This is a genomic window from Nocardia sp. NPDC049737 (assembly GCF_040674755.1).
Classification (GTDB): Bacteria; Actinomycetota; Actinomycetes; order Mycobacteriales; family Mycobacteriaceae; genus Nocardia.
The window spans coordinates 39,858-60,446 of sequence record NZ_JBFANH010000016.1 but is presented as its reverse complement, the minus strand read 5'-3'; the positions used below and the strand labels follow the sequence as shown (position 1 = coordinate 60,446).

General features: G+C 65.5%; 21 protein-coding genes. 12 read left to right on the top strand and 9 right to left on the bottom strand.

Annotation, left to right across the window (positions count from 1 at the left end; genetic code table 11):
* Positions 1–131 precede the first annotated feature (131 nt).
* Both AB0J47_RS21950 and AB0J47_RS21945 read left to right on the top strand, forming a co-directional pair.
* A complete protein-coding gene (locus AB0J47_RS21950; RefSeq protein WP_364348703.1) occupies positions 132–971 on the top strand; it encodes a DUF2786 domain-containing protein in 840 nt (279 codons plus the stop codon).
* An 82-nt stretch (positions 972–1,053) separates the two neighbouring features.
* Positions 1,054–1,566 (top strand): TIGR04338 family metallohydrolase, encoded by a 513-nt coding sequence (locus tag AB0J47_RS21945; RefSeq protein ID WP_364348700.1) that lies wholly within the window; start codon positions 1,054–1,056, stop codon positions 1,564–1,566.
* A gap of 188 nt (positions 1,567–1,754) precedes the next feature.
* Here AB0J47_RS21945 and AB0J47_RS21940 read toward each other — a convergent pair whose 3' ends face one another.
* Positions 1,755–2,717, bottom strand: coding sequence for an o-succinylbenzoate synthase (locus tag AB0J47_RS21940; protein ID WP_364348697.1), 963 nt, complete (start codon positions 2,715–2,717; stop codon positions 1,755–1,757).
* Between the two features lie 401 nt (positions 2,718–3,118).
* Here AB0J47_RS21940 and AB0J47_RS21935 point away from each other — a divergent pair, with 401 nt between their 5' ends.
* Entirely contained in the window at positions 3,119–3,460 is a 342-nt protein-coding gene (locus AB0J47_RS21935; RefSeq protein ID WP_364348694.1) for a hypothetical protein, read from the top strand.
* A gap of 44 nt (positions 3,461–3,504) precedes the next feature.
* Here AB0J47_RS21935 and AB0J47_RS21930 read toward each other — a convergent pair whose 3' ends face one another.
* On the bottom strand, positions 3,505–4,674 hold the full coding sequence (locus tag AB0J47_RS21930) for an acetyl-CoA C-acyltransferase (RefSeq protein ID WP_364348691.1): 1,170 nt from the start codon (positions 4,672–4,674) through the stop codon (positions 3,505–3,507).
* Positions 4,675–4,775: 101 nt separating this feature from the next.
* Here AB0J47_RS21930 and AB0J47_RS21925 point away from each other — a divergent pair, with 101 nt between their 5' ends.
* Complete coding sequence (locus AB0J47_RS21925; protein ID WP_364348688.1) at positions 4,776–5,288, top strand: helix-turn-helix domain-containing protein; 513 nt, start codon at positions 4,776–4,778, stop codon at positions 5,286–5,288.
* A 5-nt stretch (positions 5,289–5,293) separates the two neighbouring features.
* On the opposite strand, the gene AB0J47_RS21920 is transcribed toward AB0J47_RS21925, so the two are convergent.
* Positions 5,294–5,941, bottom strand: coding sequence for an NAD(P)-binding domain-containing protein (locus tag AB0J47_RS21920; RefSeq protein ID WP_364348685.1), 648 nt, complete (start codon positions 5,939–5,941; stop codon positions 5,294–5,296).
* Between the two features lie 163 nt (positions 5,942–6,104).
* Here AB0J47_RS21920 and AB0J47_RS21915 point away from each other — a divergent pair, with 163 nt between their 5' ends.
* Complete coding sequence (locus AB0J47_RS21915; RefSeq protein ID WP_364348682.1) at positions 6,105–6,707, top strand: hypothetical protein; 603 nt, start codon at positions 6,105–6,107, stop codon at positions 6,705–6,707.
* Positions 6,708–6,803: 96 nt separating this feature from the next.
* Here AB0J47_RS21915 and ugpC read toward each other — a convergent pair whose 3' ends face one another.
* Entirely contained in the window at positions 6,804–7,898 is a 1,095-nt protein-coding gene (gene ugpC, locus AB0J47_RS21910; RefSeq protein WP_364348679.1) for a sn-glycerol-3-phosphate ABC transporter ATP-binding protein UgpC, read from the bottom strand.
* Positions 7,899–8,081: 183 nt separating this feature from the next.
* Between ugpC and AB0J47_RS21905 the strand changes: the two genes are divergently transcribed.
* The 7 genes from AB0J47_RS21905 (at position 8,082) to AB0J47_RS21875 (ending at position 14,287) form a co-directional block, all read left to right on the top strand.
* Entirely contained in the window at positions 8,082–8,876 is a 795-nt protein-coding gene (locus AB0J47_RS21905) for an LLM class F420-dependent oxidoreductase (RefSeq protein WP_364348676.1), read from the top strand.
* A 214-nt stretch (positions 8,877–9,090) separates the two neighbouring features.
* Positions 9,091–10,881, top strand: coding sequence for an ABC transporter substrate-binding protein/permease (locus tag AB0J47_RS21900; RefSeq protein WP_364348673.1), 1,791 nt, complete (start codon positions 9,091–9,093; stop codon positions 10,879–10,881).
* The gene (locus AB0J47_RS21895) at positions 10,881–11,606 is read left to right on the top strand and encodes an amino acid ABC transporter ATP-binding protein (RefSeq protein ID WP_364348670.1); all 726 of its coding nucleotides are present in this window, start codon (positions 10,881–10,883) and stop codon (positions 11,604–11,606) included. The genes AB0J47_RS21900 and AB0J47_RS21895 overlap by 1 nt, the downstream gene beginning before the upstream one ends.
* 96 nt (positions 11,607–11,702) lie before the next feature.
* Positions 11,703–11,999 (top strand): hypothetical protein, encoded by a 297-nt coding sequence (locus AB0J47_RS21890; RefSeq protein ID WP_364348667.1) that lies wholly within the window; start codon positions 11,703–11,705, stop codon positions 11,997–11,999.
* Positions 12,000–12,446: 447 nt separating this feature from the next.
* Positions 12,447–12,803 (top strand): nuclear transport factor 2 family protein, encoded by a 357-nt coding sequence (locus tag AB0J47_RS21885; protein WP_364348664.1) that lies wholly within the window; start codon positions 12,447–12,449, stop codon positions 12,801–12,803.
* 92 nt (positions 12,804–12,895) lie between these two features.
* Positions 12,896–13,315 carry a hypothetical protein gene (locus AB0J47_RS21880; RefSeq protein ID WP_364348661.1) on the top strand — a complete coding sequence of 140 codons (420 nt, stop codon included), beginning with the start codon at positions 12,896–12,898 and terminating at the stop codon, positions 13,313–13,315.
* Between the two features lie 132 nt (positions 13,316–13,447).
* Complete coding sequence (locus AB0J47_RS21875) at positions 13,448–14,287, top strand: alpha/beta hydrolase (protein WP_364348658.1); 840 nt, start codon at positions 13,448–13,450, stop codon at positions 14,285–14,287.
* A 356-nt stretch (positions 14,288–14,643) separates the two neighbouring features.
* Here the strand turns inward: AB0J47_RS21875 and AB0J47_RS21870 are convergent, their stop codons facing one another.
* The 5 genes from AB0J47_RS21870 to AB0J47_RS21850 all read right to left on the bottom strand — a co-directional run bounded on the left by AB0J47_RS21870 (position 14,644) and on the right by AB0J47_RS21850 (position 20,546).
* Entirely contained in the window at positions 14,644–14,898 is a 255-nt protein-coding gene (locus AB0J47_RS21870; protein ID WP_364348655.1) for a MerR family transcriptional regulator, read from the bottom strand.
* Between the two features lie 482 nt (positions 14,899–15,380).
* On the bottom strand, positions 15,381–16,646 hold the full coding sequence (locus AB0J47_RS21865) for a CHAT domain-containing protein (protein ID WP_364348652.1): 1,266 nt from the start codon (positions 16,644–16,646) through the stop codon (positions 15,381–15,383).
* Positions 16,643–18,178: a tetratricopeptide repeat protein gene (locus tag AB0J47_RS21860; protein WP_364348649.1), complete on the bottom strand. Its 1,536-nt coding sequence runs from the start codon at positions 18,176–18,178 to the stop codon at positions 16,643–16,645. Before AB0J47_RS21860 ends, AB0J47_RS21865 begins: the two co-directional genes overlap by 4 nt.
* Positions 18,178–19,227, bottom strand: coding sequence for a hypothetical protein (locus AB0J47_RS21855; RefSeq protein WP_364348646.1), 1,050 nt, complete (start codon positions 19,225–19,227; stop codon positions 18,178–18,180). Before AB0J47_RS21855 ends, AB0J47_RS21860 begins: the two co-directional genes overlap by 1 nt.
* Positions 19,227–20,546: a hypothetical protein gene (locus AB0J47_RS21850; RefSeq protein ID WP_364349079.1), complete on the bottom strand. Its 1,320-nt coding sequence runs from the start codon at positions 20,544–20,546 to the stop codon at positions 19,227–19,229. Before AB0J47_RS21850 ends, AB0J47_RS21855 begins: the two co-directional genes overlap by 1 nt.
* Between the last annotated feature and the right edge of the window lie 43 nt (positions 20,547–20,589).

Below are 20,589 nucleotides of genomic sequence, written 5' to 3'. Positions count from 1 at the left end.
TGTTATATGTGACGCAGCGATTGTGCCCGCAACAGGGGCACTGTCCAGCCGGGGCGGACGCTACCGCTGCAATGTCATAGTCGCTCGTAGCCCGGTCGTGGTCACTCGCGATGCGGTTAGGCTGGCTGTCGATGACTTCGCCGAATGCGGTTCCGGACCGGATGCTCACCCGGATCGGTGGGTTGCTGCGCCAAGCCGAATCGACCGATAACGAGCACGAGGCCGAGGCGTTTCTGGCCGCGGCCCAGCGGTTGGCGACCAGGTCCTCGATCGACTTGACGGTCGCCCGCGCGCATATCGCCGGACGTGAGCGCAGGCCGACGCCGGTGCAGCGGATGATTCCGATCGGTGAACCAGGTAAGAAAGGGCTGCGCACCTACGTGCAGTTGTTCGTGGCGATCGCCTCGGCCAATGATGTGCGCTGCGATGTTGCGCGCACTTCGACGCAGCTCTACGCGTATGGCTTCGATTCCGATATCGATACCTGTGAAGCCCTATACGCCAGTCTGCTGGTGCAGATGGTGCGTGCGTCGGATCAGTACATCAAATCAGGGCAGTATCGGTCGGCCACCGTTGAGAAGATCGTCACGGAGAAACGCTGGGGCCGAAGAGTGCAGCAGCGCGTGCAAGCGCCGGTTGCGGCGGTTACCGCGCGGCTGAACTTTCAGATGGCATTCGCCGCGCGGATCGGTCGCCGTTTGGCCGAGGTCAAGGCGGAGGTGGAGGCCGAGGTAGTGCCCGAAACCGTCGCGACAGGTACGGCGTTGGCCCTGCGTAATAAGGAAATCGAGCTCACTGACTTTTATAAGAAGACCTCCGATGCCCGTGGGACCTGGCGCGGTCCACAGGCGTCGGCCGGGCATTCCGCTGCGGCCCGGCGTGCGGGGGATCGGGCCGGAAAGGCGGCGCGGCTCGGGACGTCTCCCGAACTCGGTGCCGCGCGTGGGCAATTGCCCGGTGGGTCGAAATGAGCGAATTCGTTGCGTGACATGCGAATTGCCCGGCTCGGCGTGAGCGGGCTCGACCATGGGTGTGAACGGTGAGCTGGGCCCGGTGAGTGCGCGAGATACCCAGCGCGCCAAGGTGTATGACGCCGAGCAGTTGGTGCGGGGTGTATTCGATCGAGCGGATGAAAACGGAGTCCGCACGGTAGAGCTCTACGGTTCGCACCTCACGCTGCCGATCGAGCGTCGCTTCGCCTCGGTCGAATCGGTGCAGGCCTATGCGGATAAGGTGCTGACCCTCAATTGGGTTCGGGCGCAATGGGACCGCGCCGCGACACCCATCCGGGTCCGCTCTCGCGCCGGAACCGCCGCCGCTCACTACGAGGCCGCTGACGCGGTGCTAGCTGTTCCGCTGCACACCGGTGCGACCGCATGGGCCCTGCGCGAATTGGTGATTCTGCACGAACTGGCCCATCACCTCGAGCCCGCCGTCGGCTCGGTTGCTCCGCACGGACCCGAGTTCTGTAGCCGCTACCTCGAACTCGTCGACGGCATTATCGGGCCCGAGGCCGGGTTGGTTTTGCGGTCGAGCATGCTCGGCTGCGGTGTCCGCCTGAGCTGAGGCTGTCGCGATGCTCGATCGAGGCTCGGGGTTTACGAACTTGCGGTGCCGGGCTGTGGTGCGCCCGTCTCCCCGGTGTCCAGCGCCGTCGAATTCGCGCGAACACGGTTGCGCAACGCCGATCTGCTGGGAATGCCGCGTGCGACAGGGTTTACTGCTTGCCGTGGCCAACTACCTTCGCGACACGGTCACTTGGGCGGGGTCAGTGCGCGGACCCGGGTAAGGCGGTCTTCCCACCAGCGTATTCGTGCTGGGTCAGGGTGGCGGTAGCGCTCCAGCAGGGCGGGGTCCGGTGTGGGCGGAGTCTTCGGGACCGGCAGGTAGCCGTCGACCGGACGGAGTGAATCGTGTACGAGGTCGCCTTCCAGAAGTGACAAAGTGCCTAGGCCGCAGGCGAATTCGAGTTCGGGTAGGGCGGCGGCGAGGGCGAGTTGGGCGGCCAGACCGATGCTGGTTTCCAGGGCGGAGGAGACGACGCACGGCAGTCCGGCGGCCTCGGCGACCTGGAGTGCCCGGCGCACACCGCCCAATGGGGTGCACTTGAGGACCGCGATATCTGCGGCCCCCGCTACTGCGACACGCAGGGGATCCTCAGCGCGGCGGATGGATTCGTCGGCCGCGATTCGCACATCGACACGGCGACGCACCGCGGCCAACTCCTCGATGGTGCGGCACGGTTGCTCGACGTACTCCAAACCACCTGCGGCACGGTCGATCTGCTTTATGTGCGTGACAGCCGTCTCGACGTCCCAGACCGCATTGGCATCCACCCGAACCGAGCCCTGCGGCCCCAGCGCATCCCGGACCGCCTCGACGCGCGCCAGATCCTCACCCAGCGAATCAGGATGATCGGCAATCTTCACCTTCGCCGTGCGGCATCCGGACCCGGCGACGATCGCATGCGCCCGCTCCGGATCGACCGCGGGAACCGTGCAATTGATCGGAATCCGCTCCCGCACCGGCTCCGGCCAGCCAACCGACACCTGCTCGACCGCGGTCGCCAGCCATCCAGCGGCCTCGCGATCGTCGTACTCGGGAAACGGACAGAATTCGCCCCAGCCGAGCGGTCCACTGATCAACATCCCCTCGCGCACCGTGATGCCGCGGAACCGGGTCCGCATCGGAATGGCGTAGACGAAGGTTTCGGTCATCACTCTGCAGCCTATCGAGCGCGGTGTCCCCGCCCGCGCTGTGCGCCCGCGGTAACTGGCGGGGCCGTCGGAATCGGTGGATCACGTGCGCGCGGAGTCGGTCCGCGCGCGGCCGGTTCCTCGTCGGCCGCGTTCGGTACCCCTACTGCCGAGGCGGACGGTGTGGCCCGCCGCAATGAGTTCGGTGGGTCACGTACCCGGGATCCCGTTTTCGCTCCAGTATCGCTGCTGTGCGCGTCGGCGAACTCAGGCCCAAGTACGGTGCCTCGGTGCCTCGGTGCCTCGGTGCCTCGGTGCCTCGGTGCCTCGGTGCCTCGGTGCCTCGGTGCCTCGGTGCCTCGGTGCCTCGGTGCCGTGGGTGCTGGGATGTATTAGACCGATCTACCGGGCATGCTGGGGGAATGGGGTCGAGTCAGTGGGAGCTGCGGCTGGCGAATGCGATTCGGGCGGTGCTCGGGTCGGTGTTCGCGGTCGGGTTCGGCTGGGTGGTGGCCTCTGCTGTGCCGCTGTATGAATTTCTCGCACGGGATGCCGATCCCGATGGGGGTGTGCGCTACCTACCCGTCGCGTATTGCGTTGCCTGGCTTGGGATTGCGCTTTCGGTAGTTGTGGTGGTCATGAGGATGGTGGGGAAGATCCGCTACCGACGCCGCATTGCGTGGACGCCATTGGTAGCGGTGCCGTTGATCGCCGAGTCGTGGTTGGTCGGCTTTCTGATCGCGGTGGTGCTGGTTTCGGTCTGAGCGCCGCGGCACGGATCGGGAGCGGTGCCGCGGCACTCGGTGACTCAGAGTCGTTCGATAATGGTTGCGTTGGCCAAACCGCCTGCTTCACACATGGTTTGCAGACCGTATCGGGCGCCGCGCTCCTGCATTGCGTGCACCAGCGTGGTCATCAGGCGTGCGCCGGAAGCGCCGAGCGGATGACCGATGGCGATGGCGCCGCCGTTCACATTCACCTTCGACATATCCGCACCGGTGTCGTGCGCCCAGGCCAGCACCACCGGAGAAAATGCCTCGTTGATCTCGACAAGATCGATATCCGACAGCTGAAGTCCGGCGCGCTGCAATACCTTTCGCGTCGCCGGGATGACGGCGGTCAGCATGAGCAGCGGATCGTCCCCGGCCACCGCGAAGCTGTGCAGTCGGGCCAGTGGCTTCAGCCCGAGCTCCTCGGCGCGTTCGCTGGTCATGATCAGCACCGCGGCGCTGCCGTCGCTGACCTGGCTCGCGGTCGCGGCGGTGATCTGCCAGCCGATTTCCGGGAAGCGCGCGGCCATGGCCTCGTCGAAGTAGGCGGGACGCAGTTTGCCGAGGGTTTCCAGGGTGCTGCCGACCCGGATGCCCTCATCGGTTTCCAGTCCGGCGATGGGAGCGAGTTGGCTGGCGAACGAGCCGTTCTTCGTTGCCAGCGCGGCCTTTTCGTGGCTGCCGAGGGCGAATTCGTCGAGCTGGCTGCGGGTCAGTCCCCAGCGGGCCGCGATCAGTTCGGCGCTGATGCCCTGGGATACCAGTCCCTCCGGATAGCGCTCGGCGAAGCCGACACCGGAAAAGTCCTCGGATCCGATCATGTTCGCGCCCATGGGAATTCGTCCCATGGACTCGACACCCGCCGCGACCACGATGTCGTAGGCGCCAGCGATCACACCCTGTGCGGCGAAATGAATGGCCTGCTGGCTGCTGCCGCACTGGCGATCGACCGTCGTCGCCGGAACCGATTCCGGATAGCCCGCGGCCAGCGCGGCACGCCGGGTCATATTTGCACCCTGTTCGCCGATCTGGGTGACGATGCCGCCGATCACATCGTCGATGAGCGCCGGATCGATGCCGCTGCGGTCGACTACCGCGCGCAGGCTGTGGGCGAGCAGGTCCACCGCGTTGACGTTGTGCAGTGCCCCGTTCGGCTTCCCCTTGCCGATCGGCGTGCGTACCGCTTCGACAATCACCGCGTCTCTCATGGTGGTTCCTTTCGAACCGCGAGCCGAGCTCTTATGTCTGGCTCTACTGACTTATAGTCAGGTTAACGCCTGGGTATAGTCAACTCAAGTCAGATTTCGCTATGATGTTCGTCATGGCAGCCGTAATGGAAGGACCGTTGGCAGATCTGAGCGCGTGGAAACCCACGGAATGCTCGATCGCGAAGGCGATGGACCTCATCGGCACCCGCTCGGCGATCCTGATCCTGCGCGAGGCGTATTACGGCACCACGCGCTTCGACGGTTTCGCCGCCCGGGTCGGCATCACCGATGCCGCGGCGTCGGGTCAGCTCCGTAAGCTCACCGAGGCGGGGCTGCTCGCCAAACGCCCGTATCAGGAGGAGGGCAAGCGGACCCGCCACGAGTACGTACTGACGGATATGGGCCGCGATCTACTGCCCGTTGTGCTCGCACTCATGCAGTGGGGCGATGTGTACCTGCAGCCGGGACCGGCCCCGTTGCTGCTGGTCGAGGAAGCCAGTGGCGCGCCGGTTCGGGTGCAGGTCCGCAGCGAATCGGGTCGCGAGCTCGACCTGGAAGAGCTCGGGGTGCGGCTGAACCCCGAATATTCGCGCGCCATCCGCTCGGCGAAGTAATCCGCTCAGGCGGTGACCACCGCGTAGTTGATGTCCTCGGTGCCGAACTTGTTGTAGAGGTGAACCCACAGCAGCACAAGGGGTTCGGTGCTGCGCGCGGTCACCACACCGCCCAGGTCGATGATCTGCTCATCGGACCAGCCGAAGGATTTCAGCAGGGTCGCCACCTCGGCTTTGGCCGACTCGTCATCGCCGCTCAGAAAGACGTTGTGGCGCCCCGGAATTCGAGACGGGTCCACCATGAGCTGGTTGTTCATGGTGTTGAGGGTCTTGACCACCCGCGCTTGCGGGAATGCCTGCTGGATCGCTTCGGCAACGCTGCCCGCCTCGGGCGTGGCCAATTTCGGCGGGAATCCATCGGAGAAATCCAGCGCGTTCGACACATCCACCAGCACTTTCCCGCTCAGATTCGAAGCTCCCGCCGCAGTGAGCGCGGCCAGCGAGACGGTGCCGGACGTCGCATTGATCACCAACTCCGCCTCGGCCACGGCATCAGCGAAAGTGCCGTGCGCGCCCCCGGTTTCGTTCGCCCACTCGGTCGCCGCCGCATTATCGGCGGTCCGGGACCCGAGCGTCACCGAATGACCGAGCTCGACGAGCTTGCTCGCGAGCCTGCGTCCAACCTGCCCGGTACCGAGCACCGCTATCTTCATTACCCGCTCCTCGCGCCGATCCCCGTTCGAGCGTCGAGTTTACGAACACGGCGTGGTCTTCGCGTGGCCTTCCGCCGCGGGCGAACGCCAATGGCGTCGACTCGGCGAGGGCGGTGATTGCGCGCGCAGCGCTTAGACTCGCTCGAAAGTCCGAAGGGGAGATATGCCGTCCACACCGTCGCGCCGGTGGGGCTGTCTGCTGCCACTGGCTGCTGTGGTTCTCATGTTCGGAGGTTTCGCGCTCTACCTGAAACTCGGGTCCATGTACGAGCAGTCGCATCCGGCCGCAGCTGCCCCGCCCGACTTGTGCGCGGCGATCGGTACCAGCCTTTTCGAGCGTTTGGTACCGGATGGCATGCCCGAGCCCAGTGCGATCTACTCGTCGGGTTCCGATGCGGCTTGCCAGTACTACACCGACAAGAGCCGTCCGATCGGCTCCGATACCTATGGTTTCTTGGGGGTGCGGCTGCTGCGCTATGGCCAGGTCGGCTGGGACTCGGGTGTCGATCGTGCCGCCGACGCACTCGTCTCATCCTGTGCGAACAACGCGCTCGCCGGGCAGTTCCACAGTGTGAGCGGTCTCGGGGACGCGGCCTGCGCTGTCTACAACGACGAGGGCAAGGACGGCACCGCATACGGTTCGGCCATAGTCCGCCGCGGTGCGGACCTGCTCTGGGTGGACTACTACACGCACCCCGGCACCGCTACACAAGCCCAGCAGGTGGTCACCGAAATAATGCTCGCGGCCCTGGCAGGAGTTCATTGACCGGACCGCTGAATGCTCGGAATCGTTTCTGCGCGTGCGCTTTCGCTGGCATCCGGTAGGAAGTTTCGGATTGGCGAAAGTGCACGCGCAGCGGTCTCAGGACAGGCGGCGGCCGTCGACGGCGGAGAAGAAGTAGGTGTGTTCCGGTGTGGCCGTCAACTGCACCCGGGTGCCCTTCTCCGGCGGGTTGCGCCAATCTGCCCGGGCGACAATGGTTTCGCCAGCGCCGTTCGTGGGGCCCTCGGCGATGGTGCGGCCGTAGATGTACGCGTCGGAGCCCAGCTCCTCGACGACGTCGACCTCCATCTGGATGCCCGACTTGTCCTGCGCCGCGCCGAGTTCCAGGTGTTCTGGCCGGACGCCGACCACCACCGAACCCTCGGCGGCATCGGCGACCGATCGCGGCACCGCCAGCGTGGCGCCGCCGAGTTCGACCGCGCCGTCGGCGACCGGCAACGTGAACAGGTTCATCGCGGGCGAACCCATGAACCCGGCGACGAACACATTCGCCGGATTCCGGTACAGATCGCGCGGTGTCGCGCACTGCTGTAGCAGCCCGTCCTTGAGCACCGCGACCCGGTCGCCCATGGTCATCGCCTCGACCTGGTCGTGCGTGACGTACACGGTGGTGGTGCCGAGGCGACGCTGCAGCTGGGCGATCTGGGTGCGGGTCTGCACCCGCAGCTTCGCGTCCAGATTCGACAGCGGCTCATCCATCAGGAATACCTGCGGCTGCCGCACGATCGCCCGGCCCATCGCGACGCGCTGACGCTGACCGCCGGACAGCGCCTTCGGCTTGCGATCCAGGTATGGCTCGAGGTCGAGCAGTTTGGCCGCCTCCAGCACCCGGCGCTGCTTCTCCGCCTTGGCGACCTTGGCGAGTTTGAGCGCGAAGCCCATATTCTCCGCGACGGTCATATGCGGGTAGAGCGCGTAGTTCTGGAACACCATGGCGATATCGCGTTCCTTGGGTTCGGCATGGGTGACGTCGTTGGCGCCGATCAGAATGCGCCCGTCGTCGACATCCTCGAGTCCGGCGAGCATCCGCAACGAGGTCGACTTACCGCAGCCGGACGGACCGACCAGAACGAGGAATTCCCCGTCGGCGATCTCGAGGTTCAGCTTGTCGACGGCTGGTTTGGACGTGCCGGGGTAGAGCCGGGTCGCGCTATCGAAGGTCACGGTGGCCATGACAAATCACATCCCATCACCGGCAGGAACGTGCCGGACGATCCGAGTAAGGGTTGACCGGCGATATTACTGGATGTGCTCGCTTCGCACACGATGCGCTCGAGTTCGCGCAACGAATCCCGAAGAGCGATCGCGCCGGTAGCCTCGATCGGGGAACCAGATCGAGCGACGAGGAGCAGACTCATGACCCGACCGGTTCGAATCGGCGTACAGCTACAGCCCCAGCACGCCGCAGACTATGGACTCCTGCGCGATGCGGTACTGCGCGCGGAGGACGCGGGCGTCGATATCGCCTTCAACTGGGATCACTTCTATCCGCTCAGCGGCGACCACAACGGCGCGCATTTCGAATGCTGGACCATGCTCGGCGCCTGGGCCGAGCAGACCGAACGGATCGAGATCGGCGCGTTGGTCACCGGCGGCGGTTACCGCAATCCCGATCTGCTCGCCGATATGGCCCGCACTGTCGATCACATCAGCGATGGCCGACTCATTCTCGGCATCGGCGCTGGATGGTTCCAGAAGGACTACGACGAATACGGCTACGAATTCGGCACGGCGGGAACCCGGCTCGCGCTGCTGAAGGCGAATATGGCCCGGCTCACCGCCCGGCTGAAGAAGCTGAACCCGCAGCCGACGCGCGATATCCCGATCCTGATCGGCGGCGGTGGCGAGAAGAAGACGCTGCGGCTGGTGGCGCAGTACGCCGATATCTGGCACACCTTCGCCGACCTCGACGCGCTCGCGCACAAGAACAAGGTGCTCACCGACCACTGCACGGATGTCGGCACCGATCAGGCGAAGATCGAGCGCTCGGTGCAATGGCCGGGCGCGGAGCGGGCGTCGAGGTTCGTCGAGGCCGGGGTGAATCTGTTCACCATCGGGGTGAGCGGGCCGAAGTTCGATCTGAGTGAGGTCGAGCGGGCGATTCGTTGGCGGGATGAGGTCAATCCGGAGCCGGTCAGAGGGCTGGCCTGACCCGGTCCGATCTCGAGAATCGTGCTCCGTCGGCGGCGTAACGCCGGTCGACGATCGGGTTCGAATCACCGTGATCCGAATTCCGGGATCGGGTTACGGTGGCGCGTCCGCGCACGCCTGGCGGCTGTAGGGCGCGAGTGCGCGGTTCACCCGAGTGCGTGCGCCACGGGGTAGCTACCTATTAGCGCTGAATTGGACGCTAGGGTTCCTCACCATGGCTGGTCTGCCCGCTGTGCGGTCTCGTGCGTTGATCGCCGTGCTACTGCTTGCCGTCGGCTTCGCAGCCACGGCCTGCGGTTCCGGCGACGGTTCCTCCAACCGAGACCAATGCGCGCCGCCCGGACTGAGCGCGGCCTCGGCCGCACCGACGAACCTCGGCTCCGCGTCCTCGGCGGGCGCGGACAAGTACACCACCGCGAGCACACAGCCGGTATCGGCGATCGATACCAGTAAGCTGCGGCTGATCACGCCCGGCAAGCTCACCGTCGGCACGCTCTCGGATGCACCGCCGAGCATCTGCCTGAACTCGGCGGGCTCGTTCACCGGCTTCGACAATGAGCTGCTGCGGGCGATCGGTGCGAAACTCGGTCTCCAGGTGGAATTCTCGGGCACCGAATTCGCACCACTGCTTTCGCAGGTCTCCGGCGGTCGCTTCGATGTCGGTTCGTCGAATATCACCACCACCGCGGAGCGGCGCGAACGCGTCGGGTTCACCAACGGTTACGACTTCGGGTACTTCTCGCTCGTTGTCCCCAATGGCAGTGCCATCAAGGGCTTTTCGGATCTGGGCCGCGGTAACCGGATCGCCGTCGTGCAGGGCACGGTGCAGGACGATTACGTGGTCAACCAACTGCATCTGGATCCGGTGAAGTTCCCGGATTACGCCACCGCGTACGCGAATCTCAAGTCCGGTCAGGTCGATGCCTGGGTCGCGCCGTCGGCGCAGGCCGAGGGGCAGGTGAAGTCGGGTGACGGCACCACGATCATCCAGAACACCTTCAGCCTGGACAATTTCGTCGGCTACGCGATCGCCAAGAACAATCAGCCGCTGATCGACGCGCTCAACAGTGGTCTCGACGCCGTGATCGCCGATGGCACCTACGCCAAGCTCTACGCCGACTGGGTGCCGAGGCAGTTGCCGCCCGGTTGGCAGCCCGGTTCGAAAGCCGCACCGGCACCGCAACTTCCGGACTTCGCAGCCATTGCCGCGGAGAAGAAGACCACCGACAGCGGACAGAACGCGCCGAAATCGACAACGCAGCAGTTGAAGGAGACGTTCTTCGACTGGTCGCTGTACCGCAAGGCATTTCCCGATCTGTTCAAGACCGGCCTGCCGAACACCTTGATCTTGGCGGTGGTCTCGGGTGTGCTCGGCACCATCCTCGGCATGCTGCTCGCGGTCGCGGGCATTTCCCGGACGCGCTGGTTGCGTTGGCCCGCAAGGGTTTACACCGATATCTTCCGTGGCCTGCCCGCGGTGGTGATCATCCTGATAATCGGACTCGGCATCGGTCCTGTCGTTCGCAATATCACCGGCAACAATCCGTATTGGCTCGGCGCGATCGCGCTGGCGTTGCTGGCCTCGGCCTATATCGGTGAGATCTTCCGCTCCGGCATCCAATCCATGGAGGCGGGGCAGCTCGAGGCCGCGCGCGCCATCGGCTTCGGCTACCGCCAGGCCATGACGCTGGTGGTGATCCCGCAGGGTGTGCGCCGGGTACTGCCCGCGCTGATGAACCAGTTCATCGCGCTGGTCAAGGATTCCTCGCTGATCTACTTCCTCGGACTGCTCGCGACCCAGCGCGAGCTGTTCGCGGTCGGCCGAGATCTCAACGCGCAGACCGGAAATCTTTCCCCGCTGGTGGCCGCCGGTCTGGTCTACCTGCTGCTGACCATCCCGCTGACGCACCTGGTGAACTATATCGACCACCGGATGCGCACCGGCCGACCCGACCAGCCCATCGACCAGGTCGAGGCGGCCACGATCACGGAAGGGCGCGGGTAATGAGTTCCTCTCTCACCGGAACCGGTCTGCATCTGACGCTGGGCCACAACCATGTGCTGCGCGGCGTCGATATCCATGTCGACGCGGGTAAGACAACCACCGTCATCGGGCCGTCCGGGTCCGGCAAGTCGACGTTGCTGCGCGTGCTGAACCGGCTGCACGAACCCGATCAGGGTGATGTGCTGTTGGACGGCAAGTCGGTGCTCACCGAGGATCCGGATAAGTTGCGTCAACGCATCGGGATGGTGTTCCAGCACTTCAACCTGTTCCCGCACAAGACGGTCGCGGACAATGTGGCGCTCGGGCCGCGTAAGTTGCGCGGTCTGTCCAAGGATGCCGCTCGGGCGTTGGCCGTCGAGCAGCTCGAGGTGGTCGGCTTGGCCGAGAAGGCCGATTCGCGGCCGGCGAATCTATCCGGTGGGCAGCAGCAGCGGGTGGCGATCGCCCGTGCGCTGGCCATGCAGCCGGAGATCATGTTCTTCGACGAGGCCACCTCAGCGCTGGATCCGGAGCTGGTGAAGGGCATTCTCGCGGTGATGGCGGATCTGGCTACCCAGGGGATGTCGATGATCGTGGTGACCCACGAAATGGGTTTCGCTCGTAGCGTCTCCGACAGTGTGTTGTTCATGGACGCTGGTCAGGTGGTGGAAACCGGCACACCCGATGCCCTGTTCGACAACCCGCGGACCCCGCGACTGCAGCGCTTCCTCTCGCAGGTTCTGTGACGCCCAGCACATCTCTAGTAAAGTTGATAGATGCGCACCTGTTAATGTGTCGCCACGCTAGGCGCCGCATATCCAGCAATGGAACGAGGATGTCCGATGACCACAGCGCATCCCGAGCACTCCGAACACCAGCACACCCACGGCCCCGGCTGCGGCCATACCGAAGTCCCGCACGGTGACCACACCGACTATGCCCACGGCGGCCACCTGCACCGCGAACACAACGGTCACTGGGACGAATGCGAACCCGCCGGCCACACCGAACACGCGGGCCACGACCACACCCACGGCCCCAATTGCGGCCACGAAGCCGTCCAGCACGGCGACCACGTCGACTATCTCCACGACGGCCACCGCCACGCCGCCCACAACGGCCACTACGACGACCACTGAGTCCACCGTGCCGCGCTCCGGTCCAACCCCGGCCGCAGCTCGTCGCAAGCCGCCCGAAATCGATGTATCTGCGGCACGGATTGCGGACCGGGGTGCCGGGTGCGATCGCCCCGGATGATCCCCGACTGGAATTCGAGATGATGTTGGACCTGTGAGGCGGCGGCGTGATACGTCTTGCCGCCGGGGGCTGATCGTCGCGCTGACCGAGCACCTCGGTCCGGCGGGCGCGGAACGCCTGGCCATCGCCCCCTTCGTCTGGTGGCGAATCGCGACCGGTGCGTTCTGTTCGGCGCCTCGACGCAAATTCTAACCCGCTGACCGCATACGTATAGGTCGGCGAAAAGTACTTATAGATGACTGATTCGGCACCCCCGGCTCTGCTCATAACGTAGTTCCTGTCAGCAAGAACGACAGAGAAACCGCAGATCAGAAGCCTAGGAGGCCATCATGAACGAGCTCGTCGCACAGTACCTGGAAGTTTGGAACACCACCGACGCGGCTGCCCGCAAAGCCGGAATCGAAGCCGTGTTCACCCCCGAGGCCAGCTACGTCGACCCGCTGGCGGCGGTCGCCGGACACGACCAACTGGATGCCGCCATCGCGGGTGTGCAGGCCCAGTTCCCGGGTTGGGTATTCACCCTCGCCGGACCGCTCGACGCCCACCACAACCAGGTGCGCTTCACCTGGGAACTCGGCCCCGTCGACGCCCCCGCCGTCGTCGTCGGCTTCGACGTCGCGGTCATCGAGGACGGGCGTATCGCCAACGTCTACGGCTTCCTGGACAGGGTTCCGGCCGCCGCCTGACCCCGCCCGACCGACCCCGCCGCAGCCACCGCGCTTCCGGTGGCGGCTGCTCCTAGTCGTCCGAACTCGTTACCCCAGAAGGAAATACCGTCATGACCACCAGTGCCCCCACCTACATGTCCACCCTGCTCGCCCCCGGTCAGAACCTGCTGCGCACTTCGCTGCGACTGGACTCGGTCGTCACCACCGTCAACGGCCTTGCCTACCTTGCACTTTCGGGACCGCTGGAATCCCTGCTCGGCTTGGACAGCAAGATCGGCATCCCGATCGGAATATTTCTGACCCTCTACGGCATAGGTGTTGCCCTGGTCGGCATGACCAAGACCGTCAATACCAAGGCCGCCGCCGTGGTTGCCGCTGGTAATGCCGCCTGGGTGGTGGTCAGCCTGGTCGCCCTCGTCGAGGGCGCACTCGAATTGAACCTGGTCGGCTCGATCTGGACCGTCATGCAGGCAGCCACCGTCGGAGGTTTCGCGGCCTTGCAGTACCTCGGCATCCGCAAGGCCCGCTGAATATTGGATCCCATCGATAAACCCCGCAAAACGCGGCATCGGCAGCGCTTATCCACCCCGCCGGCTTCGCCGGTTGCTGCCCGATGCCGCGTTCGGCGTTTGTGGTCGGTGCCGGCCTCTAAAGTCGAGGGCGTGCTCGAGGCAACCAGGATCCCGACCGAATTCGGCACCTTCGACGCCCTGACCAGCGGCGAACCCGGTGGACGCGAAGTAATGCTGTTGCACGGCTTTCCGGAATCGGCCATCGCATGGGAGTTCCAGCTGGCCGCGCTCGGTGGCGGCGGCTGCCATGTCATCGCGCCCGATCAGCGCGGTTATTCGTCGGATGTGCGTCCCGAAAATGTCGCCGATTATCGGGTCGAGGAGTTGGTCACCGATGTCATCGCCATCGCCGACCAATTGGGTTGGCAGCGTTTCGATCTCGTCGGCCACGACTTGGGCGCGCACGTCGCCTGGACGGTAGCGGCCGACCACCCGGCACGAATCCGAACCATGACGGCCGTATCGCAGCCGCACCCCACCGCCTTCCTACAGGCCATGATCGAGGACGAAGACCAGGCCCAACGAGCCCAGCACTTCACCTACTTCCGCCAGCCTCGCAGCCCTGAGCGCGCCCTTCTCGCCGACGATGCCGCCGCCCTCCGCAAGATCTTCGACTGGAAGATTCCCGAGGAACGCATCGACGACTACATCTACCGCCTCACCCGCCCGGATGCCCTCACCGCGGCCCTCAACTGGTACCGAGCCTTTCCGCTCGCGGGTCCGACCGCCTCGATCACCGTCCCCACCCTCTACATCTGGGGCACTGAAGACCCCACCATCGCCCCCACCGCCGCCCTGGCTACCGCAAGTCACGTCACCGCCCCCTACCGCTTCGAAATGCTCGAAGACACCTCCCACTGGCTCCCCGAAGAAGCCCCCGAATCCCTCACCCGCCTCCTCATGCAACACCTCCTGGCTCACCGGTCCTGAGTCCGAAAACCGCTGCAGGTTCCCGCCAACGGGAGTGGATCGGAAGTCTCGGGTTGCATCCTGTACCTGGTGCAGGCTCATGATGATCTCGCCAAGCCGGGGAAGCGTCCGATGGGGAGGGGCAAGCCGGCTCTCCCCCGGCGGATGACCGGACTCAGCTGACGGCGTGGATCCGTGGCCCGACCATTCGGGCGGGCGCGCACTGCTACTGGTGGCGCAACTCGTGACCCGATGGGGAGGTCAAGGACCGCGATGGCGTCAAAATCGGGTGGCCGAACTCAGCCCCGGCCCGATAGTGACTGATCCGGCACGGACTGCCACCGGGGCCTTTCCCGGCCGAAGGTGGCAAAGACTGGTCAGTCCTGCTGGGTGAGTTTGGCGTTGAGTTCGAGTGCTTCGCTGAGCTGGTCTTCGAGGATGATGATGCGGCACGCTGCTTCCAGGGGGGTGCCTTGGTCGATGAGTTCGCGGGCGCGTGCGGCGATACGCAGTTGGTAGCGGGAGTAGCGGCGGTGCCCGCCGGTGGAGCGTTGCGGGGTGATCAGTTCCGCTTCGTCCAGGCTGCGCAGAAATGCTTGGGTGGTGCCGAGCAAATCCGCGGCCCGGCCCATGGTGTAAGCGGGGTAGTCGTCATCGTCGAACTTCTCGTTCGCGGTCGTTGGTTCAGAAATCGTGATGCCTCCATACGCCGAAGTGCCCCGGCGCCTGCGGCGCCGGGGCACTGAAAGGGGGAATTACTTCGTCTTCCGACATGTAACCGAGACGTCGGCGATCACCCCAACTGCATATCTTCGCGGGTGACCCGACGGGCAATGCCTCCTCTCTACTCACGGGATTACTTCATCTTTCCGTGCAACTTCATCTTCCTGCCCGGCGAGCGGTGGGACCGTCGTACCTGCTGGTCCTGCGTCCGCGTCCGCCGTCTTACCATCACGGGCAGTTCATCATCTCCCGTGCCGTTTGGATACTTCCTTCTCTTCCGACGTCACAGAAGTTACCGCACACTGCGTGGAATGTCTACTGTTGCCGCTGTAGATTTTTTCGGCGGGTCGTCGTGTCGAAGCGATCCGACGCATAACCGGCCGTCCGGCCGTCAGGTGCGGACGGTGGCGAAGGCGGACCAGAGGAGGGGGGAGTGTTCGATGGCGCGGGTGGTGCGCCAGGCGGTGAGGCGAGAGCGTTGCCAGTTGGCGAGGGCGGTCACCGGGTCCGGGTGTTCGTGGGCGGCGTCGATGGCGCAGATGGCGTCTTGGAGGGGGTGGGCTTCGGGGGGTGCGCCGGCGAGGCGTTGGAAGGCCAGGTCGGTGGGCAGGGGCCAGCGGCTGGCGGTGACCAGTTCGGCGCCGCCGTTGATCATGGCGGCGACCAGGCCGAGGGCCTCGCTGAAGCGCATATCGCCGCCGCTTTCGCAGGCGATCAAGGCGACTCGGCTCGGAATGGGCCAGAGTTGAGGTCCGGCAACGGGTTCGGTAGTCAGGGTGTGGGTGCCGAGTAGTAGGTCCTTGGCCGAGAGGGGGCGGTGGGCTCGGATGGGAGTGGCGAAGCCGATGGATTCGGCATCGCAGGCCAGGTGTAGTTCGGAGGCTTCGCTCTGGCCGGATTCGGGGGCCGCGGCGGTCACATGTCCCACATAGGTCAGGCGGCTGGCACCGCCGCGCAGCGCTGCGCTCAACCAGCGTCGATCGATATCGGTGCGGCGGAATGCGTCGATCGGATCGTCGACCGTGGGCAATAGTCTGCCTTCGCGGGAATACGCGGCAACCCGTTGCGCGAGTGGGGCTTTCGGGTCCATTCGGCCGAGGACGGAGCCGAGCGCGGAATCGGCGCGGAACCCGGGAACGCGTGGGTCCAGTACCGCCACCACTGGCAAGGAGCCCGTCTCGGACCAAGCCCGGGCCGTGCGGTCCGGACCGTGCACAATGCTGGCCGGGGCGAGCAGGCTGACATCGGCGATATCCACCAGCCGCAGCTCGGGATCGGGAGCGATGATTTCCCAGGGGATCTGAGCTACCCGGGGCGAGGGTTGCAGCCGAATATGTGGGCGTACACCGCGTACATGCAGGTCGTACAACTGTGCGGCAAGACCATAGGGCAACAAGGCGCGCGAAAGTGACTGCGCAACAAGATATTCCGCATCATAGGAGGCGAATGTGCCGGTGGTCATCGCGCGTTCGAGCCCCCCGGGCACCGCCGGATTCGGCAGCGCCCGCACGAGCTGCTCGACGGCATCGGTGATCGCATCCCCGGGCAGCATGCTCGCACCCTGGGCGTATTCATCGCCCAACCAGCGCCACGACATGTACAGATCGCCGGCATCCGCCATCCGAACAATGACGGTCGGTTGTTCGGAAATGGTCATGCGGGCAACACCCGGCTGTCCCGTACCGAATGCCCGTACCGCCGCTCGGCGGCCTCGATATACGCGCCCAATGCGATATGTCCGTCCGGTGCGACGGCCACTAGCGGCGGCGGCGCCACCGGCAGCCCCGCGCTCGCCGCGACCGAGGCCAGAGCTGTGCCCAGCTGCGGTGCCGACCCACTCTGCGACCCGGTCCCGACCTGCACCGTGGGCTGCGCCACCGCAGCCGGTGGATCGAATAATTCGAGCGGCAGGCGCGGCGGCGCAGCCACCGCGGATCTGGCGATATCCAATGTCGTACCCGCGCATTGTGTTTCGATGAGGTCCACGATCAGCGGACCATTGCCGGACAGATAGGCGAACCGAAATGCCATCCGCATTGCCGGATCGGCGATCTGGCGATTCCATTTCTCGCGCTGATTGCCATTGGGCAGGGTGTATCGCACGGCGTCGATGGCCAGCGCCGACGACACCGCGAGATCGACCGCCCGCCCCAATAGCTCGGCATCCGGCTTTTCGGCCGCCTCGATCACCGACTCCAACAGCGCGGCATGCCAGAAATCGATTTGGGCACAGTGCAATCCGAGACCGCGCTCGGCATAGGCGGCGAACGCCGCACCGATGAGGGCTTCCCCCTCGTCGTATTGCCCGTTCCAGTACGCCACGGTCGCCAGACGAACTCGCACATCGGCGGCATCGAGCACCGCACCGGACGCAAGGAAATAGTCGAGGCTGCGGCGATAGAGCTGATGCGCCGCAGCGGTATCGCCACGACCCTCGGCGAGAAAGCCCATGGTCTTCAGCCCGACGCCCGCCCGATATCCGAGTTCGGCACGCTCGAAGTACTCCTGGCTGGAACGCAACGGCTGTTCCGCCTCGTCGAACCGATCCAACCTGACGTACATGACGGCCAGATTCTGTTCCGTTTCGGCGACGGCATTGCGATCACCGGCGGCATCGAAGGCGGCCAACGCCTGTCCCATGAAGTCGACGGCGAGTTCGCGCCGTCCGGTCTCGAAGTAGATACCGCCGAGCGTAGAAAGCGGATGTCCGGTCAGGTGCGGAGCGAAACGCACTGCCGCATCCAGGGATTCGGTGGCGAGTTCGATGGCATAAGCCCAGCGCTGGCGATGAAATGCCACTGCGGTCAGCGAAAGTAGACAGGCCACCCGCTGCATACTCTCGTCATCGTGTTCGGCGAGCAGCGCCCGCGCCTGCTCCAGCGCCTCCTGCGCACCGTCGAGATCGCCGACGTGCTGCAGCGCCTGGGAGAGGTTGATCAGTGCGGCGGACCGCTTTTCGATCGCGTCCGCGGGCATTTCCGCGAGCGCCTCGCGAAACATGACGATCGCCCCGGCATGATCGCCCAGTTCATCACACATGCTCGCGGCATTGACCAGCGCGCTGATCCGCAAGCCATCCGTGCTCGTCCGGGCGATTTCCTCGAACAGCCGCCTGGCCTCGGCGACATCGCCACGCTGATAGGCGGCCGCTCCATCGGCGAGCAGTTCGCGACCGTCATCGGCGGGCATCAGAAGTCCGAATCAGATGCGGCGGCCGCGATTTCGGCCAGCAGGGGCGCGTCGACGGCATCGTCTGCCACGGTCGCCCGTCGCAATCGGGCGGCCGCGAACTCACGAATCTGTCGCCGGATCTCCGGACCGCTCAACTCGGGTGCACCGGGTGCGCCGACACCGGGCACATAGACATCCACCGTCGAGACGGAATCCGAGGGCGTGGTGGCCGCGCCGGTCCACAGATCGCCGATCAGGTTCAGCTCGGCTTCCGCGGTACCGACGGGCGTGGTGATGAACGCACGCGGGCGCAGGTGTGCCGGTGCGGCCGAACCGAGTTGGGGCGCGGCAACCGCGGTAACGCGGACCGTCGTGGTGCCCGAATTTCGTGTCGATTCCCAAGACACCGCCCGCTCGGAGGCGTCGACAACCCCCGGTGGGCACCGCCGCCAGTCCCATCCACCGGTGCCTCGACCGATCGACAGCGCCCCGGTCGTACGGTCGCCGGATCCGCCACCCGCAGCGAGCGCGTAATCTTCTGCACGAGCGGATATTCCGGCTGAGGCGGCAATATCCGTGGGTGCTGTCTCGTGGTCGGGCGCCTGCTCATCGTCATCGATGAGCATTTCGCACTCCGCGCGCAATGCGGTGATTTCCTGGTCGAGCAGCTGGTCGTCGAGCGGCGTGATGCCGTCGATCGTCGATGCGGGCCACCAGCGCGCCGCCCAATAAGCGAACCCGAGCCGCCAGGCGGCGGCCACCAGATCCGGTACCGCGGGTTCGGCCACGTCGGCGAATTCGGTTTCGCCGCTCTCAGTGTCGGCAATGGCAACGGCGATCCGCTCGCCGTACACCGCCCACAGCCAGTCCTGAGCGAGCTCGACATCATCAATCACCGCGGCCGGGATTGTCTGTCCGGCAAGCAGACTCCAGGACAGATGACCGCCGAGCACCTCGAGCACCAGCACGTCTATTGCCACGGCATCGTCCAACACCGTAGGCGCGCCCTCGGGCGCGATGATCCAGATTCCGTCCCCGCCCGGTTCGATCCGCACGGTCGCACTCATCAGCTCGCCCTCGATTCCGCCGGATCCGGCTCGGTGACAAGGGACCTCACACTCAGTGCCTGTTTGACCCGCATGCGATGGTCCAGCATGACCGAGCGCGCCACACCATCGAGCAGATCCCACAGCTCGTCCGGCTCATAGACGCCGAACTCCCTGACATCGCGTCCGTGCAGGCGCACCCACAGTCGCCGCAAATAGGGCCGCCACGGCGTGCGCAGTTCGGTGGCAATAGCCGTCAATGGGCCACTGGGCATTTCGACATCGGTGCGCACCGCGAGCCGCCGCGCCTGCAGCACGTATGCCTCCCGCTGCCAGCGGCTATTGATCACCCGATGTGCCGCGGTTTCGGCCGCCGCCGACTGCGTGCCATGCAATGCGATCGGTCGCAACCCGAGCGCAAGCGCGGCCCCCGCCGTCGCCGCGACCCGCAGAGATTCATCCAAAAGTGCCCAGGGCGAACAACTTCGGGCGATCTCCGTGGTCACCAATTCCGGAATGGGCGGCAGTTCGGCCCGGTCACTCGACGCCTGCAGCACGGTGAATACGCGTTCGTAGATAGTGCGATCGAACGGCAGCCCGAGGCTGGCCTTCGAGGCCGATGAACCGAGCTCCGGTGGCTGCGCAACCGGCACCGCGGTCAACCCGAGTTGATGTGCGGTCGGTTCGAAGCTGTTGTCCCATAGTCGGATTCCGCCGTGCGTCCCGGCGCGGGCGGCGACCAGCTCATCGAATGTCCGCTGCCCGTCGGCGCTGCGACCGTCGCGTGCCGCGGATGTATCGAGCAGCGCCGCGAACAGTTCGGCGTGCTCGCCGGTCGGTCCGCCCAACGGTCGCCGTCCCCATGCGATATCTATCAACGACCCGAGTTCGGCAGTCCGCGCACTCGCGGTCATGTACTCCTTGAGCGCTTGCGTCGTGCGGCCCGCCGCGAATTCGTGCACGTCGCGCAGTGTCGCCTCGGCGGTCGCCCGGTCCCGGTCCGGATCCGGCATACCCGAGGTGGTGGCCAGTTCGAAGGCACGCTGGAAATACAGATCCTGCGGATTGCCCTCGGTGATCCGCAGCGTCCGCCGGACCTGTTTGAGCAGCGAAAACCACGCTGCCGTCGCGCGCAGCACGTCAGCGGCGGCATGGATTCGGGTGGCGAGCAGGACCGCACCGTCGGCGGTCAGGATCGGGCCCGCGCACAGCGGATGCTGTACCGGGCGAATGACAAGCGGATCCAGGATGAGCTTCACGGTTCGTCGCAGCGGCCCACCGTGCGGTCCACTGAGCGGTTCGACGCCCTCGAGTCGGCGCCAAACCTCGTCCAGCACCATCGCGCGCGGCCGTCGCATTCGACCAGGTTAACGGAACTTTGCG